At 76.6% G+C, this 17,383-nt stretch carries 11 protein-coding genes; 7 read left to right on the top strand and 4 right to left on the bottom strand.

Going from position 1 to position 17,383, the window contains the following annotated elements:
* Positions 1 to 54 precede the first annotated feature (54 nt).
* The 3 genes from IEY94_RS07850 to IEY94_RS07840 all read right to left on the bottom strand — a co-directional run bounded on the left by IEY94_RS07850 (position 55) and on the right by IEY94_RS07840 (position 2,892).
* On the bottom strand, positions 55 to 948 hold the full coding sequence (locus tag IEY94_RS07850; protein WP_189169427.1) for a hypothetical protein: 894 nt from the start codon (positions 946 to 948) through the stop codon (positions 55 to 57).
* A 165-nt stretch (positions 949 to 1,113) separates the two neighbouring features.
* A complete protein-coding gene (locus IEY94_RS07845) occupies positions 1,114 to 2,337 on the bottom strand; it encodes a trypsin-like serine peptidase (protein WP_229783427.1) in 1,224 nt (407 codons plus the stop codon).
* A 141-nt stretch (positions 2,338 to 2,478) separates the two neighbouring features.
* The gene (locus IEY94_RS07840) at positions 2,479 to 2,892 is read right to left on the bottom strand and encodes a VOC family protein (protein ID WP_189169426.1); all 414 of its coding nucleotides are present in this window, start codon (positions 2,890 to 2,892) and stop codon (positions 2,479 to 2,481) included.
* 451 nt (positions 2,893 to 3,343) lie between these two features.
* Here IEY94_RS07840 and IEY94_RS07830 point away from each other — a divergent pair, with 451 nt between their 5' ends.
* The 3 genes from IEY94_RS07830 to IEY94_RS07820 all read left to right on the top strand — a co-directional run bounded on the left by IEY94_RS07830 (position 3,344) and on the right by IEY94_RS07820 (position 10,078).
* Positions 3,344 to 7,660: a Pls/PosA family non-ribosomal peptide synthetase gene (locus IEY94_RS07830; protein ID WP_229783426.1), complete on the top strand. Its 4,317-nt coding sequence runs from the start codon at positions 3,344 to 3,346 to the stop codon at positions 7,658 to 7,660.
* Positions 7,657 to 8,982, top strand: a complete 1,326-nt coding sequence (locus tag IEY94_RS07825; RefSeq protein WP_189169425.1) for a M1 family metallopeptidase — start codon at positions 7,657 to 7,659, stop codon at positions 8,980 to 8,982. The genes IEY94_RS07830 and IEY94_RS07825 overlap by 4 nt, the downstream gene beginning before the upstream one ends.
* 220 nt (positions 8,983 to 9,202) lie before the next feature.
* Positions 9,203 to 10,078 carry a hypothetical protein gene (locus IEY94_RS07820; protein WP_189169424.1) on the top strand — a complete coding sequence of 292 codons (876 nt, stop codon included), beginning with the start codon at positions 9,203 to 9,205 and terminating at the stop codon, positions 10,076 to 10,078.
* Between the two features lie 150 nt (positions 10,079 to 10,228).
* On the opposite strand, the gene IEY94_RS07815 is transcribed toward IEY94_RS07820, so the two are convergent.
* On the bottom strand, positions 10,229 to 11,488 hold the full coding sequence (locus IEY94_RS07815; RefSeq protein ID WP_189169817.1) for a bifunctional glycosyltransferase family 2/GtrA family protein: 1,260 nt from the start codon (positions 11,486 to 11,488) through the stop codon (positions 10,229 to 10,231).
* A 167-nt stretch (positions 11,489 to 11,655) separates the two neighbouring features.
* On the opposite strand from IEY94_RS07815, the gene IEY94_RS07810 reads away from it, so the two are divergent.
* The 4 genes from IEY94_RS07810 (at position 11,656) to IEY94_RS07795 (ending at position 17,359) form a co-directional block, all read left to right on the top strand.
* Positions 11,656 to 12,135, top strand: coding sequence for a hypothetical protein (locus IEY94_RS07810; protein ID WP_189169423.1), 480 nt, complete (start codon positions 11,656 to 11,658; stop codon positions 12,133 to 12,135).
* A gap of 167 nt (positions 12,136 to 12,302) precedes the next feature.
* The gene (locus IEY94_RS07805) at positions 12,303 to 14,516 is read left to right on the top strand and encodes an ArnT family glycosyltransferase (RefSeq protein WP_189169422.1); all 2,214 of its coding nucleotides are present in this window, start codon (positions 12,303 to 12,305) and stop codon (positions 14,514 to 14,516) included.
* A 264-nt stretch (positions 14,517 to 14,780) separates the two neighbouring features.
* Positions 14,781 to 15,995 carry a phosphoglycerate dehydrogenase gene (serA, locus tag IEY94_RS07800; RefSeq protein ID WP_189169816.1) on the top strand — a complete coding sequence of 405 codons (1,215 nt, stop codon included), beginning with the start codon at positions 14,781 to 14,783 and terminating at the stop codon, positions 15,993 to 15,995.
* On the top strand, positions 15,992 to 17,359 hold the full coding sequence (locus IEY94_RS07795) for an FAD-binding oxidoreductase (RefSeq protein ID WP_189169421.1): 1,368 nt from the start codon (positions 15,992 to 15,994) through the stop codon (positions 17,357 to 17,359). Before serA ends, IEY94_RS07795 begins: the two co-directional genes overlap by 4 nt.
* Positions 17,360 to 17,383 lie beyond the last annotated feature (24 nt).

The raw sequence follows: 17,383 nt of genomic DNA, 5'->3' as shown, positions 1-17,383 counted from the left end.
AGCCGAGGTACCGGATCCGGGGCTGCTGAGGTACCCCGGCTCATGGTCGCGGGGTCAGCCCAGGGCGCGCCAGCGGGTCCAGTCGCGGCGGGCGAAGGCGCGGCCCGGGCAGTGGAAGGCGGCGTCCGGGCGGTCGTAGCGGGCGTCGGCGCTCGCCGCCGACGCCGGCGCCCACGCCCCCCGCCGGCGCAGGTGGATGCCGGTGGCCGCGAACCGCAGCCCGCGCCGGTCCGCGCACGCGTCGGCGACACCGCCGGTGACGGCCGAGTACACCTCGTCGACGTCCCACCCGGTCGTCCGGCCGCTGCGGCTCGTACCGCTGGAGCTGAACAGGTGGTCCCACGCCCCGGACCGCCGGTTGTACAGCGCGGCCGTCCACGTGTTGTCCGCCGCGTCGGTGCGCACCACCCGCCCGGTGTACCGGCCGCCGCTGCCGGTGTACGTGGCCAGGAACGCCCCGTCGATCGGGACGAACGCCCGGAACGCCGCGGCCCCGCACCAGTCCCAGGCGGCCACCGCCCGCACCGGCCCGTAGTACGCGGTGACCAGCTCGACGCACGACCCGCCCGGCGGGTACAGCGTCGGCGAGTAGATCGTGGTGGTCCGCCGGGCCGGCGTGAGGCCGGGCTGGACGGTGTGCGTCGCGCACGCGCCGTCGCTGCCCTTACGGGCCCGGAAGGACGCCCCCTGGGCGGGGTGGATCATGCCGGCCGGGCCGCCGGCTTCCGACCGGGCGGAGCGGTGCTGCGCGGTGAGCGGCCCGAGCCGCTGCCGGGCCTCGATCTCCCCGCGCACCTGCTCCACCGGTACGCCCGACCACCGCCCGTCCGCGGCACACGGGTCGGCCCACGCGGCGGCCGGTACCGCGGCCGGCGCCGCGGGCGCGGCGGGGAGCAGGGCCAGGACGGGGATCAATGCCGCGAGCGCGCGGGCTGGGCGTACGACCATGGGGACATTCTTTTTCGCCGATCCGCGACATTCCGAGTCGCCCCGCCGCACACCCCGCCGATGGGCTGAGCATTGCCGAACCCCAATGGGTGGTACCGGCATCGAATGGGGGCGGTTCCGGCGCGCCGGAACCGCCCATTCCGGAAGGGGCGCGCCGGACCCGGCTCAGCCGTTGTTGTCGATCTGCGAGCTGACCTCGCTCCAGATCCGGTCGATCCGGTTGGACCCGTTGTTGTTCGGGCACGAGCCCGTGTTGTGCAGCGAAATCACCTTGTGCGAGGAGACGGCGAGGACCGGCGAGCCCGAGTTGCCGCCGGAGGTGTCGCAGTTGTACGCCGTCCGGTTGCCCTGGGTGGAGCGGACCGTGCAGCGCGGGCTGCTGTCGTCCTCCTCGTAGATGGAGAGGCGCTTGGGCTTGGTGTCGCCGTGGCCGGGAATGTAGATCTGCTCGCCGTTGCTCGGCGCGCGGACGTCGAGGTACAGCGTGCCGAAACCGGTGATCTTGTCGAAGTTCTGCACGGTGAACAGCGAGTAGTCCAGCGAGGCGTTCGTCTTGATCAGGTCGCCGCCGGCCACCTTGACGCCGGCGCCGGGATTGTTGCCGCCGCAGGTCGCGCAGTCGTACTCGAACTGGATCTCCATGCCCTGCAGTTCGCTCGCCTTGCCGAGATAGTGGTTGTTGGTGAACAGCCGGTTGGTGTTGCCGACCCGCCACGCCGTGCACCAGCCGCTGTTGCCCTTGAGCATGCGGGCGACGGCGCGGGAGCGGGCGTACTCGGTCGGGTGCCGCTCCTTGTAGCAGACGACGTCACGGCGGGCGTCCTTGCCGCACACCGCGGACGGGTTGGCCCGGGCGTACTCCGCCTCGTCGTAGCCGCGCCGGACCAGGTCGATGTGCGCACCGTAGCCGGCCCGGTCGAGCGCCCGCCCGGACACCCGGCCGCTGCCGTCGCGGTGGATCGTGACCACGGCGGTGTCCCCGTCGACCGACATCGGGGCGAACCCGCGGGTCCGGTGCCGGGTGTACCCGCTGTCGGCGGCCGGCGCGGCGGCCAGGGTGGGGTCGACGCGGTACGTGTGCACCTCCCGCCCGGCCGGGTCGGCGACGGTGAGCCGGTCGCCGGGCGCGAGTCGCAGCGCGGCCAGGTGGATCTTGACGTACGTCGCGCCGGGGAAGCGCAGGACGGTCGGCGCGGCGCCGTAGCGGACGTCGATGGCGCGGTCGAGCAGGACGCCGCTCGGCGTGGTCGGGGCGGGCTCGGCGTACAGGGGGGCGCCGCTGCCGCTGGCGATGGGGCGCGGCGGCGGCTCGGCCGCCAGGGCGGGCTGGGCGGTCAGGACGGCGGCGGCCAGGGCAGCCAGCAGGGGGATTGGGCGGGTTCCGCGCACGGTTTCGCCTCTTTCGCAGGGGGGTGGGCGAGACCCTGTCAGCGTGCATTCAGCGACGTGTGTCGATATCCTGCGCTGTTCGCGGTGAACAAGGAGCCGGGGCACCCCGAACGGGGTGCCCCGGCTCCCGGCGTATGGCGGTCAGTCCCGCGGTGCGCCGATGTTGACGAGCCAGCCGATGCCGAAGCGGTCGGTGACCGAGCCGAACTCGTCGCCCCACATCTGCTTCTCCAGCGGGACCGTGACCGTGCCCGACTCGCTCAGCTTCGCCCAGTACCCGCGCAGTTCGTCGGCGTCGTCGCCGCTCAGGCTGATCGTGACGTTCGTACCGGGCTTGTACTCCATTCCCGGCGGGGTGTCGGAGGCCATCAGCGTGAAGCCGCTGTCCGTTTCCAGCATGCCGTGCATGACCTGGTCGGCGATGGGGGTGTCGGCCTGGCCGAATTCGCCGAAGGTACTGACCCGCAGCGTCCCGCCGAGGACCTCGCGGTAGAACTCGAGCGCGGCCTTCGCGTCGCCGGCGAACGAGATGTATGGATTGAGCCGAGAGGCCACTGCACTACTCCCTTGATCGTGGGATCCCCGTCCTCCGCAGACTAGCCCCGCGCCGACCCGCCGGACCGGGAATCGACGACCTCCCCGAACCGCTACGGGCACCTAGCGCGGAATCCATATCGATCAATGCCGAATTCGGGCACGGCCGCGGTCGCGCGTGGGTGGGTGTCGGCCCGGGGCGGCCGCCGGATCGGGCCCGCGGCTCGGCCGCTCCCGGCGTCGGGAGTGGACGAGCGTGGCGCAGTGCACACGCCGGGTGGCGCAATGTGTACGGGGCGTGCCGAAGTACACAGTCGGCGGCGCCCGATTGTTCACCCTGGCGTGGCAGGATCGCGCGGTTCGGGGCGTCGGGGACGGCCGCCCCGGGTACGCCCGCTGCGGGACGGCACCAGCCCGCCGCCGGCACGGACCCGGCCGCGGGGCCGGGCCGGCCCGACGGAAGGTCGCATACATGCAGGTCAACGTCGAGACAGCGCCGCTCGTCGCGGCCCCGGACGGCAGCCGTCCGCGCGCCGTCTACACCGCCGGACCGGCGGCGCCCGCCCGGACCCTCGTCGACATCTTCCGCGCCACCGTCCGCCGCGCCGGCCGGGCACCGGCCATCGACGACGGTGTGACCATCCTCACCTACAGCGAGCTGAGCGACCGGGTGGACGCGTTCGCCCGCCGGCTGCGCGCCGCCGGCGTGGTGGCGGGGAGCCGGGTCGGCGTGCGCCTGCCGTCGGGGTCGGTGGACCTGTACCTGTCGATCCTCGCGGTGCTGCACGCCGGCGCCGCGTACGTGCCGGTCGACGCCGAGGACCCGGACGAGCGGGCCGAACTGGTCTTCGGCGAGGCCGGCGTCGAGATCGTCATCGGCCCCGACCGCGAACTCACCCACCGCACCCCCGCACCGCCCCCCACCACGGCCGCCCCGGGGGCCGCCCCCGAGCCGCCGGCCGCCCCCGAGCGCCCGGCCGCCCCGGGCACCGCCACCGACCCACCGCTCACCGCCGCCGACCCAACGGGCCCCGCCACCGACCCACCGCTCACCGGCACCGCGCCGCCGGCCGCCGCCGCGACCCCGCCCGGCTCCCCGGAACCGACCGAATCCACCGCCCCACCCGCCCCGCCGACCCCCATCAGCACCGCGCCGACCGCGCCGACCGGGACCGCCACCCCACCGACCGCGCCGACCGCCACGCTCGACCCGCCGGCTTCCACGACCCCACCGACCGGAACCGCCACCGCGCCGACCGGAACCGCCACCGCGCCGACCGGAACCGCCACCCCGCCGGCCGCCGCCCCGGACGCAACCGCCACCCCGCCGGCTGGATCCACCGCCGCGCCGACCCCCCGGACCGGCCCGCCCGGCCCCGACGACGATGCGTGGATCATCTTCACCTCGGGCTCCACCGGTACCCCCAAGGGCGTGGCCGTCAGCCACCGCGCCGCCGCTGCCTTCGTCGACGCCGAGGCCCGGCTGTTCCTCGCCGGCACCGACGAGCCCCTCGGTACCGAGGACCGCGTCCTGGCCGGGCTGTCCGTGGCCTTCGACGCCTCCTGCGAGGAGATGTGGCTGGCCTGGCGGCACGGCGCGTGCCTGGTGCCCGCCCCGCGGGCGCTGGTCCGGTCGGGAGTGGACCTCGGGCCGTGGCTGGTCGAGCGGGAGATCACCGTCGTGTCGACCGTGCCGACGCTGGCCGCGCTGTGGCCCGTCGACGCGCTGGACGACGTCCGGCTGCTGATCTTCGGCGGCGAGGCGTGCCCGCCGGAGCTGGCCGAGCGGCTGGCCGTGGACGGGCGCGAGGTGTGGAACACGTACGGGCCGACCGAGGCGACCGTCGTGGCCTGCGCCGCCCGGCTCACCGGCACCGGCCCGGTCCGGATCGGACTGCCGCTGGACGGCTGGGAGCTGGCCGTGGTCGACCCGGCCGGCGCGCTGGTCGGCCGCGGCGAGCAGGGCGAGCTGGTGATCGGCGGCGTCGGCCTGGCCCGGTACCTGGACGCCGCCAAGGACGCCGAGAAGTACGCCCCGCTGCCCGCCCTCGGCTGGGACCGCGCGTACCGCAGCGGCGACCTGGTCCGCGCCGACGCCGCCGGCCTGGTCTTCCTCGGCCGGATCGACGAGCAGGTCAAGCTGGGCGGCCGGCGGATCGAGCTGGGCGAGGTGGACGCCGCCCTCCAGGCGCTCCCCGGCGTGGCCGGCGCCGCGGCGGCCGTCCGGCGCACGGCGGGCGGGCACCAGCTCCTCGTCGGGTACGTGGTCCCGGAGGCCGCGGACTTCGACCCGCTGGCCGCCGCCGACGCGCTGCGCGCGACGCTGCCGGCCGCCCTGGTGCCGCTGGTGGCCGTCGTCGACACCCTGCCCACCCGGACGTCCGGCAAGGTCGACCGCGCGGCGCTGCCCTGGCCGCTGCCGACCGCCGAGCCGGCGACGACGCTGACCGGTACCGAGGCGTGGCTGGCCGGGCTGTGGCACGACGTGCTCGGGGCGCCCGTGACCGGCGCGGACGACGACTTCTTCCGGCATGGCGGGTCCAGCCTGGCCGCGGCGCAGCTCGTCTCACGGCTGCGCGAGCGGTACCCGGACGTGGCCGTCGGCGACCTGTACCAGCACCCCACGCTCGGCGGGCTGGCCAAGCGGCTGGAGCTGTTCGACACCGCCGACCTGCAGGAGCGCGAGATCGGGCCGATGCCGCGCTGGTCCGGCCTGGTCCGGACGCTCCTGCTGCTGCCGCTGCTCACCGTCGTCGCCGCGCGCTGGGCGGTCCCGGTCGCCGCCGCCGGTACCCTGCTCAACCTCACCGGGCCGCACCCGTGGGCGCCGACCGCGCCCTGGTGGCTGCTCGCGGCAGGCTGGCTGCTGCTGTTCAGCCCGCCGGGGCGGCTGGCGCTCGGCGCCGGCGCGGCCCGGCTGCTGCTGCGCCGGCTGCGGCCGGGGGAGTACCCGCGCGGCGGGTCGGTGCACGTCCGGCTGTGGCTGGCCGAGCGGTTCGCGGCGGCCGTCGGCGCGACCGGGCTGACCGGCGGCTGGCTCACCGCGTACGCCCGGGCGCTCGGCGCCCGGCTCGCCCCCGGCACCGACCTGCACGCCGCCCCGCCGCTCACCGGCCTGCTCCGGGTGGGCCGCGGCGCGGCGGTCGAGCCGGAGGTGGACCTGTCCGGGTACTGGGTCGACGGCGACGTCCTGCGCGTCGGCCGGATCCGGATCGGCGCCGGCGCCACCGTCGGCGCCCGCAGCACCCTGCTCCCCGGCGCCCGGGTCGGCAAGCGGGCCGAGGTGGCCGCCGGGTCGTGCGTGCTGCGCGCGGTCCCGGCCGGCGAGAGCTGGGCGGGCGTGCCGGCGCAGCGGACCGGCCGGGCCCGCCCGCACCCCGGCCGCCGGCCGCGCCGGTCCCGCCGCTGGGCCCTGGCGTACGGCGTGACCTCGCTCGCCCTGGACCTGCTCCCCGCGGTCGCCGCGCTGCCCGGCCTCGCGGTGCTGGGCCGGTTCCTGCGCGGCGAGCCGACCGCCGGGGACGCGCTGCTGCGGCTGCTCGTCGCCGTACCGCCGGCCACGGTCGCCGCCGGCCTGACGTACGCGCTGCTCGTCCTGCTCGGCGTCCGGCTGCTCAGCATCGGCCTGGTACCGGGCCAGCACCCGGTGCACGGCCGGGTGGCCTGGCAGGCGTGGGCCACCGAGCGGCTGATGAACGGCGCCCGGGTCGTGCTGTTCCCGCTGTACGCGAGCCTGCTCACCCCGACCTGGCTGCGCGCCCTCGGCATGCGGGTGGGCCGCGGGGTGGAGGCGTCCACCGTGGTCGCGCTGCCGAAGATGACCCGGGTCGGCGACGGCGCGTTCCTGGCCGACGACACCATGATCGCCTCGTACGAGCTGGGCGGCGGCCGGCTGCGGATCGACGGCGCCCGGATCGGCAAGCGGGCGTTCCTCGGCAACTCCGGGATGACCGCCCCCGGCCACCGGGTGCCCAACGGCGGCCTGGTCGGCGTCCTGTCCGCCGCGCCGAAGCGGGCCAAGCCCGGCAGCTCGTGGCTGGGCATGCCGCCGATGAAGCTGCCCCGGGCGGCCGAGGCCGCGGACGCCAGCCGCACGTTCGACCCGCCGGCGCGGCTGCGCCTCGCCCGGGCCGCGGTCGAGCTGTGCCGGCTGCTGCCGGTGTGCTGCTCGGTCGGCCTCGCCGCGGCCGCCGCGGTCGCGTTCGGCTGGCTGCTGGACCGGTACGGGCCCGCGGTCGCCCTCGCCGCCGGCGGCGCGCTGCTGGCCGCCGCCGGGGTGCTCGCCTGCCTGCTGGCCATCGCGGCGAAGTGGCTGTTGGTCGGCCGGTTCCGGGCGGTCGAGAAGCCACTGTGGAGCGGGTTCGTCTGGCGCAACGAGCTGGCCGACACGTTCGTCGAGGTGCTCGCCGTACCGTGGCTGGTCGGCGCCGCCACCGGCACGCCGGTGCTGTCCTGGTGGCTGCGCGGGCTCGGCGCCCGGGTCGGCCGGGGCGTGTGGTGCGAGTCGTACTGGCTGCCCGAGGCCGACCTGGTCACCCTCGGCGCCGGCGCCACGGTGAACCGCGGGTGCGTCCTCCAGACCCACCTGTTCCATGATCGAATCATGCGGATGGACACGGTGACGATCGCGACCGGCGCGACGGTCGGCCCGCACGGGATCGTGCTGCCGGCCGCCGCGGTCGGCGCGCACGCCACCGTCGGCCCGGCCTCGCTCGTCCTGCGCGGCGAGACCGTACCGGCGCACGGTCGCTGGCTCGGCAACCCCATCGCCCCCTGGCGCGGCCGGTGACCCCGACCGCGCCGCAGCGGGCGGCGGCCACCTCCGGCGACCCGTACTTCCCCCGGCACGGCAACGACGGCTACCGGGTCCGGCACTACGACCTGGCGTTGCAGTACCAGACCCGGTCCGGCCGGCTCGCCGGCCGCGCGGTGCTGACCGCGGTGGCCACCGAGCCGCTGTCCGCGTTCAGCCTGGACCTCGGCCGGTTCCGGGTCGAGCAGGTGCTCGTCGACCACCGGCCGGCCGGGTTCCGGCACACCGCCGGCAAGCTCTCCGTCCGCCCGGCCGCGCCGGTGGCGGCGGGAGCGGAGTTCACCGTCCGGGTGCGGTACGTCGGCGTACCGAAGGGGATCGAGAGCCCGTGGGGCGCGCTGGGCTGGGAGCAGCTCGGCGACGGCGCGCTGGTGGCCAACCAGCCGATCGGGGCGCCGTCGTGGTTCCCGTGCAACGACCACCCGGGCGACAAGGCGGCGTACCGGATCACCGTCACCGCCCCCAGCCGGCTCACCGTCGTCGCCAACGGCCTGCTCACCGCCCGCCGCGCCGGCAGCACGACGACCACCTGGGTGTACGAGCAGGCGGAGCCGACGCCGACGTACCTGGCCACCGTCCAGATCGGCGCCTACGCCCCGGTCGAGTTGGCGGCCGGGCCGATCCCGCTGCGGGCGGCGGTGCCGGCCCGGCTGGTCACCCGGTTCCGGCACGACTTCGGGCGGCAGGACCGGATCCTGGCGGTGTTCGAGAAGCTGTTCGGGCCGTACCCGTTCGACGAGTACACGGTCGTCGTCGTCGACGAGAAGCTGGACGTACCGGTCGAGGCGCAGGGCCTGTCCATCTTCGGCGCCAACCACGTCGACGGCCGCCGCGGCCACGAGCGGCTGGTCGCGCACGAGCTGGCGCACCAGTGGTTCGGCAACAGCGTCACCGCCGCGAACTGGCGGCACATCTGGCTGCACGAGGGCTTCGCCAGCTACAGCGAGTGGCTGTGGTCGGAGGCGTCCGGCTCGGTCCCCGCCGACCGGCACGCCGCCCGCTGGTGGACCCAGCTCTCCGCGCTCCCGCAGGACATCCGCCCCGCCGACCCCGGCGTGCGGCGGATGTTCGACGACCGGGTGTACCGCCGCGGCGCCCTCACCCTGCACGCGCTGCGCACGACGATCGGGGACGCGGCGTTCTTCGCGCTGGTCCGGGCGTGGACGGCCCGGTACCGGCACGACAACGCCGGCACGGACGACTTCGTGGCGCTCGCGGCCCGGCACGCCCCGGTACCGCTGGACGACTTCTTCCGCGACTGGCTGCACACACCGACCCTGCCCCCGCTACCGTCCTGAGCCCCGCCACGGTCCCGAGCCCCGTTACGGTCCTGAGCCGCGCCGGGGGCGGTGCCGGGTGGGCCGGGGTGGTGGGGCTGAGTCCGGTGCGGGCCGGATGGCCGACGGGGCAACCGGGTGGCAACCCGGTTCTGCCCGGGGTACCCCCGCCGCGGCGCGACACCCGCGCCCGCCGCGCGGACAGTGGAGGGAACGACCCGCCACGCCCCCCGGAGTACCCATGACCAAGCGCCACCTGCTCGCCGTCCCCGTCGCCGCCGGCCTGCTGCTCGCCCTCGGCGTCGCCGACCCGGCCACCGCCCGCCCGTCCGGCGGCCACGGCGGCCGCGGCCAGCACGCGCCGGTCGCCCAGCGCCTCCAGCTCGACGGCACGGTCACCGCGCTCGACACCGCCGCCGGCACGCTCACCGTCACCCGCCCCGGCCCGGCCGGCGTGACCAGCACGTCGACCCTGGCCGTCGCCGCGACCGCCACGATCACCGTGGACGGGGACGCGGCCGCCCTGGCCGACGTACCGGTGGGCGGCCGGGTCCGGCTGACCGGCCGGGTCGTGCGCGGCGTCGCCTCGGTCACCGCGGTCCGCGCGGCGACGACGTGGAGCGTCCGGCTGGCGGGCACGGTCGCGGCCGCCGACGACGCCGCGGGCACCCTCACGGTCACCGACCCGGCGGGCGCCGACCGTACGGTCGGCGTCGACCCCGCGGCGACGATCACGGTGGACGACGAGGACGCGACCCTGGCGGACCTGCCGACGGGCGCGCGGGTGCGGCTGTCCGGTACGGCCACCCTCGGCGCGGTCACGGCGACCGAGGTCGAGGCGATCACGACGTGGCGGTTCGCGCTGGCGGGCCGGGTGGCCGCGGCGGACGGTACGGCCGGCATCCTGACGGTGACCGCGGGCGACGACGACACGGAGGTCGCGATCGACGCGGACGCGGCGGTAACGCTGAACGGCGCCGCGGTGCCCCTGGCCAGCGTGCCGACGGGCGCCCGGGTGACGGTGTCGGGGACGGTGACCAACGGCGACGCGCTGGGCAGCACGGTCCGCGCCACCACCTCGAACCCCCGCAAGCCCCCGGGCCGCCGCCACCGCTGAACCGGTACTGACCCGCGGGAGTGGGTGCATCCGCGGCCGCTCCGACGACAACAAATGCACCCACTCCCGAGGTGCCCCGCCGAAGCAGCGGCTGGTCCGGAAACGTAGTGGGAGTCCGGACGGCTCCGTGCGACCTCGGCACGTGGCGCCTCAGTCCGACGGGTGGGCGGCTCGGCGGCGGCCGAAGACCCAGGCGCGGAGGAGGACGAAGCGGAGGATCGTCGCCGTCAGGTTCGCCAGGACCAGTACCGCCAGCTCCACCCCCGCCGCCGGCGCCGCGCTCACCCCGTGCAGCACCGCCAGGCTCCCGCTGGTCAGCGCCAACCCCAGCCCGAACACCACCAGCCCCTGCACGTGGTGCCGCCCGGCCCCGGCCGCCCCCCGTACCCCGAACGTCAGCCGCCGGTTCGCGGCCGTGTTCGCCACCGCGGTCAGCGCCAGCGCGAGGAAGTTCGCCGCCTGCGCCCCCATCCCGAGCCGCAGCCCGGCGTACAGCGCCAGGTACGCCAGCGTGCTGGCCACGCCGATCGCCCCGAACCGCGCGAGCTGCCGCACCATCCCGGCCGGCACCCCGGCCACCGCGGGTCCGGCGGGGGTGGTGCGCAGCGGGGGTCGGCCGTACCGGTCGCGCAGCGCGCCCAGCGGGATCCGCCCCGTGGCCAGGCCGCGGGCCAGCCGGGCGATGCCGCGCAGGTCGGCGACGGCGGTGGCGACGATGTCGACGCGGCTGTCCGGGTCGTCGACCCAGTCCACCGGTACCTCGTGGATGCGCAGGCCGGCCCGCTGGGCCAGCACCAGCAGTTCGGTGTCGAAGAACCAGCCGGTGTCCTCGACCAGCGGGAGCAGCCGCTCGGCGACGTCCCGGCGGATCGCCTTGAAGCCGCACTGGGCGTCGGTGAAGCCGACCCGGAGGGTGCCGCGCAGGAGCAGGTTGTACGAGCGCGAGATGAACTCCCGCTTCGGCCCGCGCACCACCCGGGCGCCGCGGGACAGCCGGGAGCCGATCGCCAGGTCCGAGTGGCCGCTGAGCAGCGGCGCGATCAGCGGCAGCAGCGCGGCCAGGTCGGTGGAGAGGTCGACGTCCATGTACGCGAGCACCGGCGCGTCCGACGTCGACCAGGCGTCGCGCAGCGCGCGGCCGCGGCCCTTGGCGGTGAGCGTGCGGACGCGGACGGCCGGCAGGTCGGCGGCGAGCGCCGCCGCGACCGCGGCGGTGCCGTCGGTGCTGGCGTTGTCGGCGACGGTGATCCGGAACGGGTACGGCAGGTGCGCGCCGAGGTGCGCGTGCAGCCGGCGCACGCAGGGGCCGAGGTCGGCCTCCTCGTTGTACACCGGCACGACGACGTCGAGGACCGCGCGGCCGGTCGCGGCGGGCGCGCCGGCGGCGGGTACGGGCTGGTGGGTGAGCATCGTGGTCATGCCCCGAGGTTCGGCAACGGGGCTGGCGGGGGGATGTGGCGACCCTTTGCCCCGGCTGTGAATGCCGCACACAGCAATCACACGGCGCGGACACATGGGCGGCCCGGGCGGGCGGGGCAGCGTGGGCCGCGCAACCACTCCACCTCGAAGGAGCCGTCATGATCGTCACACTGGAACCGCCCCGCCTCAACCCCCTCTCGTACGCCCGGCCGCCCCATCCGGCGCAGGAGGGGCCCACGATGGTCGTCCGGATTCTCGGCGACCCGCTGCCGCTGCGCGGGGTGGCCGAGCTGCTCCCGCCGGGCTGGCGGCTGCGGCTGGCCACCGACCTGCGCTTTCTTCGCAAAGGGGAGATCGTGGTGGCGTCCCGGGCGCCGGCCGGGCTGGTCGGCCGGATCCGCGCCGAGCTGCCGGCCGAGCACCGGCTGGTCGCCGTCGTCGGCCGGCGGGCCACCGGCGAGGACATCGCCGACGCGCTCACCGCGGGCGCCGACGCGTGCGTCCGGACCGGCTCGCCGCAGCTCCTCGCCGCCCAGCTCGTCGCCTGCCACCGGCGCCGGGTCATGACCCTGGTCCCGAGCCCGGCCGGCGCCGGTGGGCCGGCCGCGCGCGGGGGGCGGCCCGGCGTACGGCGGTGAAGCGGGCGCGACGCGCGGGAGGCCACCCCCGGCCCGGGGGGGTGGCCTCCCGCGCGTTCGGGGGACGGCCGCGGCGTTCACAGAGTGCGGACAGCGTCGGCACATGGCCACGACAGAGCCGGGGCCGACGGTGGAGGGGACCCGCGAAACCGTACGGAGGATGTGCCATGACCGCTCCCGCCCCGGCCACCACGCCGCCGCCCGCCCCGGCCGGCCCCGCCGAGCCGGCCCCGCCGGCCGGCCGCCGGCGCCGCGCCCCGCGCCCGCTGCGCGGCCGCCCCGAGGACCCGCGCTGGGTCCGCCCGGCGCTGCTCGGCCTGCTGGCCGCCACCGCCGCGCTGTACCTGTGGGCGCTCGCCGACTCCGGCTGGGCGAACTCGTTCTACGCCGCCGCCGTCCAGGCCGGCTCGGTGAGCTGGAAGGCGTTCTTCTTCGGCGCCTCCGACGCGGCCGCCTCGATCACCGTGGACAAGACGCCGCTGTCGCTGTGGCCGATGGCGCTCAGCGCCCGGGTGTTCGGGATGAATGCGTGGAGCATGCTGGTCCCGCAGGCGCTGATGGGCGTCGCGTCGGTCGGCCTGCTGTACGCGGCGGTCCGGCGCTGGTACGGCCCGGCCGCCGGGCTGCTCGCCGGCGCGGCGCTGGCGACCACGCCGGTGGCGGCGCTGATGTTCCGGTTCAACAACCCCGACGCGCTGCTGGTGCTGCTGATGGTGGCCGGCGCGTACGCGGTCGTCCGGGCCGTCGAGTCCGGCGCGACGAAGTGGCTGGTCTGGGCCGGCGTGTTCGTCGGGTTCGGGTTCCTGACCAAGATGCTCCAGGTGCTGCTGGTGGTGCCGGCGTTCGGGCTGACGTACCTCGTCGCCGGTCCGCCGCGGCTGCGCAGGCGGCTGGGCCAGCTCCTGCTGGCCGGGGTGGCGATGGTCGTCTCGGCCGGCTGGTACGTGGCGGTCGTCGAGCTGATCCCCGCCTCCGCCCGCCCGTACGTCGGCGGCTCGCAGAACAACAGCCTGCTGGAACTGACCCTCGGCTACAACGGCGTCGGCCGGCTCAGCGGCGAGGAGGTCGGCAGCGTCGGCGGCGGGCAGGGCGGCGGCTGGGGTACGCCCGGCTGGCTGCGGATGCTCGACGCCGAGCAGGGCGGGCAGGTCGCCTGGCTGCTCCCGGCGGCGCTCGCGCTGCTGGTCGTCGGCCTGATCATCACGCTGCGCGCGGCGCGCACCGACCGGACCCGGGCCGGCTTCCTGCTCTGGGGCGGCTGGCTGCTGGTGACCGGCGGCGTGTTCAGCGCGATGCAGGGCATCTTCCACGCGTACTACACGGTCGCCCTCGCCCCGGCCATCGGTGCCCTCGTCGGCGCCGGCGCGGCGGTGCTGTGGCCGCGCCGCCGGCACCCGCTGGGGGCGCTCGCGCTGGCCGCGGCCGTCGCGGGGAGCGCGGTCTGGGGGTACGTGCTGCTCGGCCGGTCCGCGGACTTCGTCCCGGCGCTGCGCTGGGTCGTGCTCGGCGGCGGTCTGCTGGCGGCGGTGCTGCTGCTGGCCGCGCGGTACGCGGCCCGGCTGGGCGTGGTCGCGGCGGCCGTCGCGGCGGGGGCGCTGCTGGCGGGGCCGGCGGCGTACGCGGCGCAGACCGCGGGTACCGCGCACACCGGCTCGATCCCGTCGGCGGGGCCGGCGGTCGAGGGCGGCCGCGGCGGGCCGGGCGGCGGCCCGGGCGGGCGCCGGGACGGCAACCGGGGCGGCCAGCCGCCGAACGGCGGCCGGGGCGGACCGGGCTTCCCGGGCGGGGCGCCGGGGCAGGGCGGCCCGGGCCAGCTCCCCGGCGGCACCGGCACCCCGCCGGGCGGCGGCTTCCCCGGCGGCACCGCACCGACCGGCCAGACCGGCACCGGCACCGGCACCGGCACCACCGGCAATGGCTCGACCGGCACCGGCAACGGGACCGGCTCGACCGGCACCGGCGCCGGCGCGACCGGCGGTACTGCCGGGCAGGGTGGGCCCGGCGGCGGGGGGCCCGGCGGGCTGCTCGGCAGTCGGGAGCCGGGGGCGGCGCTCGTGGCGCTGCTCAACGCCGACGCCGACCGGTACACCTGGGTGGGGGCCGCGGTCGGGGCCAACAACGCGGCGGGGTACCAGCTCGCCACCGGGAGGTCGGTCATGCCGATCGGCGGGTTCAACGGCAGCGACCCGTCGCCGACGCTGGCGCGGTTCCAGCAGTACGTGGCCGCGGGGCGGATCCACTACTTCCTCGGCGGCAGCGGGCCCGGCGGTGGCGGGCGCGGCGGGAGCAGCGCCGGTTCGGAGATCACCGCGTGGGTGGCGGCGAACTACACCGCGGCGACCGTGGACGGGGTGACGGTGTACGACCTCACCTCTTCCTGACGGGTCCCCGGCTTCCGGCGGGGTGCCGTCGCCGGGGCGCGTCGGGTGGTGGCGGGGAGGGGGCGGGCACCCCCGGCAGGGGCGGTCAGGCTTGATCCCCTGCCGGGGGCACCCGCCCCCTCCCCGCCACCGGGCGCGGGTGGGTCCGCTCGGCCGGTCGCGGCAAGAGCCACCGCCCCGCGGTAGGCACCACCGCGGGGCGGTGGTGGGGGCGGCGCATCTAAGCTGGGCGCATCCCGCTGACGTGCCCACGAACGGACAGTGATGATCGACGATGGCAAGGTACGGGTCCTGCTCCTGGAGAGCATCCACACCGAGGCGGTCGCCCGGCTGGAGGCCGAGGGGTACCTGGTCGAGTCGCTCCGCAACGCGCTCGACGAAGCCGAGCTGATCGAGCGGATCGCCGGCGTGCACCTGCTCGGCGTCCGGTCCAAGACCCGGGTCTCGGCGCGGGCGCTGGCCGCCGCGCCGCAGCTCGTGGCGGTCGGGGCGTTCTGCATCGGGACCGACCAGATCGACCTGGCCGAGGCGTCCCGGGCGGGCGTGGCGGTGTTCAACGCGCCGTTCTCGAACACCCGGTCGGTGGTGGAGCTGGCGCTGGCCGAGATCATCGTGCTGACCCGGCGGCTGACCGAGAAGAACGCCGCGATGCACGCGGGCGTGTGGGACAAGGCCGCGGACGGCAGCCACGAGATCCGCGGGCGGGCGCTGGGCATCGTCGGGTACGGCAACATCGGCGCCCAGCTCTCGGTGCTCGCCGAGAGCGTGGGCATGCGGGTGTACTTCTACGACACCGCCGACAAGCTGGCGCTGGGCAACGCGCAGCGGTGCGACTCGCTGGGCGAGCTGCTGGACGTCGCCGACGTGGTCACCCTGCACGTGGACGGCCGGCCGGGCAACAGCGACTTCTTCGGCGCGGACCAGTTCGCCCGGATGCGGCCGGGGAGCCTGTTCCTGAACCTGTCCCGGGGCATCGTCGTCGACCACGCCGCGCTGCGCGCGCACCTGGCCAGCGGCCACCTGGGCGGCGCGGCCGTGGACGTGTTCCCGACCGAGCCGAAGGGGCGCGGCGACGAGTTCGTGTCGGCGCTGCGCGGGCTGCCGAACGTGGTCCTGACCCCGCACATCGGCGGGTCGACCGAGGAGGCGCAGGCCGACATCGGCACCTTCGTGGCGAACAAGCTGGCCCAGTTCGTCCGGGACGGCAACACCACGCTGAGCGTGAACCTGCCGGGCGTGGCCCTGTCGCCGCAGGCCGACCGGCACCGGATCGTGCACGTGCACGTGAACACCCCTGGCGTCCTGGCCCGGGTCAACAGCATCCTGGCCGCGCACGCGGTCAACGTCGAGGGGCAGTTGCTGAGCACCCGCGGCGAGTACGGGTACCTGATCACCGACATCAGCGCCGACTACGACGACGAGGTGCTCGGCCAGCTCCGGGCGATGGAGCAGACGGTCAAGCTGCGGGTGCTGTCGTGAGCGACCTCGCCGACCGGCTGCGCGGGATCGTCGGCGCGGCGCACGTCCTGGTCGACCCGGACCTGCGGGCGCCGTACGAGACGGACTGGACCCGCCGGTTCACCGGCGCCGCCCGCTGCGTGGTCCGCCCGGCCGACACCGACGGGGTGGCCGCGGTGGTGCTGGCCTGCGCGGCGGCCGGCGCGGCTATCACCGTCCAGGGCGGCAACACCGGGCTGGTCGGCGGCGGCGTGCCGGCCGGCGGCGAGGTGCTGCTGAGCCTGGGCCGGCTGACCGAGCTGGACCCGGTCGACGCGGCCGGGGCGCAGGTCACGGTGGGCGCGGGCGTCACGCTGGAGCAGGTGCAGCGGCACGTCCGCCCGCACGGCCTGGACGTCGGGGTCGACCTCGCCGCCCGCTCCGCGGCGACGGTCGGGGGCCTGGTGGCGACGAACGCCGGCGGCGTCCGGGTGATCCGGTACGGCAGCATGCGCGAGCAGGTCACCGGCGTCGAGGCGGTGCTCGCCGACGGCACGGTGGTCAGCCGGCTGGCCGCGCCGGCGAAGGACAACACCGGGTACGACCTCACCCACCTGCTCGCCGGCAGCGAGGGCACGCTGGCCGTGCTCACCCGGGTCCGGCTGCGGCTGGTGCCGCTGCTGCCGGCCCGCGCGGTCGCGCTGGTCGCGGTCGACGGGGTACCGGGCGCGGTCGAGCTGCTCGCCGCCGCCCGGGCGGGCCTGCCCGGCCTGTCGGCGGCGGAGCTGTTCCTGGCCGCCGGCCTGGACCTGGTCCGCGCGCACGGCCGGCTGGCCGCCCCGTTCGACGCGCCCCACCCGGCGTACGTGCTGCTGGAGGCCGCCGGCCGGGCCGACCCGACCGACGAGCTGCTGGAGCTGCTGGGCGGGTGCCCGGCGGTCCGGGACGCCACGGTCGCCGCGGACGCGGCCGGCGTGGCCCGGCTGTGGGCGTACCGGGAGACGCACACCGAGGCGATCAGCGCCGCGGGCGTCCCGGTGAAGCTGGACGTGAGCGTGCCGCTGGCCGCGCTGGCCGGCCTGGTCGCGGACCTCCCCGGTACGGTCGCCGCCGTCACCCCGGACGCCCGGCCGATCGTCTTCGGCCACCTCGGCGAGGGCAACCTGCACGTCAACGTGCTGGACGCCGAGAAGGACGGCGAGGCGGTGACGGACGCGGTCCTGCGCCTGGTCGCCGCGCGCGGCGGCAGCATCAGCTCCGAGCACGGGGTGGGGCGGGCGAAGGTGCGCTGGCTGCCGCTGTCCCGGTCCGCGGCGGAGCTGGACGCGATGCGCCGGATCCGCCGCGCGCTGGACCCGGCCGGGACGCTGAACCCGGGCGTGCTGCTCGCCGACGCCGACGACTGAGCCCGCCCGGGTCCGCGCCGCCGG

It is taken from the genome of Pilimelia anulata, from assembly GCF_014647895.1.
GTDB classification, from domain to species: Bacteria; Actinomycetota; Actinomycetes; order Mycobacteriales; family Micromonosporaceae; genus Pilimelia; species Pilimelia anulata.
The sequence above is the reverse complement of the archived record's forward strand: the minus strand, read 5'-3'. Positions and strand labels throughout refer to the sequence as shown.

What these genes read in the sequence shown, in the direction of transcription:
- serA (WP_189169816.1), top strand. Translation starts at nt 14,781, where the DNA reads ATGATCGACGATGGCAAGGTACGGGTCCTGCTCCTGGAGAGCATCCAC.
- IEY94_RS07805 (WP_189169422.1), top strand. Translation starts at nt 12,303, where the DNA reads ATGACCGCTCCCGCCCCGGCCACCACGCCGCCGCCCGCCCCGGCCGGC.
- IEY94_RS07810 (WP_189169423.1), top strand. Translation starts at nt 11,656, where the DNA reads ATGATCGTCACACTGGAACCGCCCCGCCTCAACCCCCTCTCGTACGCC.
- IEY94_RS07850 (WP_189169427.1), bottom strand. Translation starts at nt 948, where the DNA reads ATGGTCGTACGCCCAGCCCGCGCGCTCGCGGCATTGATCCCCGTCCTG.
- IEY94_RS07820 (WP_189169424.1), top strand. Translation starts at nt 9,203, where the DNA reads ATGACCAAGCGCCACCTGCTCGCCGTCCCCGTCGCCGCCGGCCTGCTG.
- IEY94_RS07815 (WP_189169817.1), bottom strand. Translation starts at nt 11,488, where the DNA reads ATGCTCACCCACCAGCCCGTACCCGCCGCCGGCGCGCCCGCCGCGACC.
- IEY94_RS07830 (WP_229783426.1), top strand. Translation starts at nt 3,344, where the DNA reads ATGCAGGTCAACGTCGAGACAGCGCCGCTCGTCGCGGCCCCGGACGGC.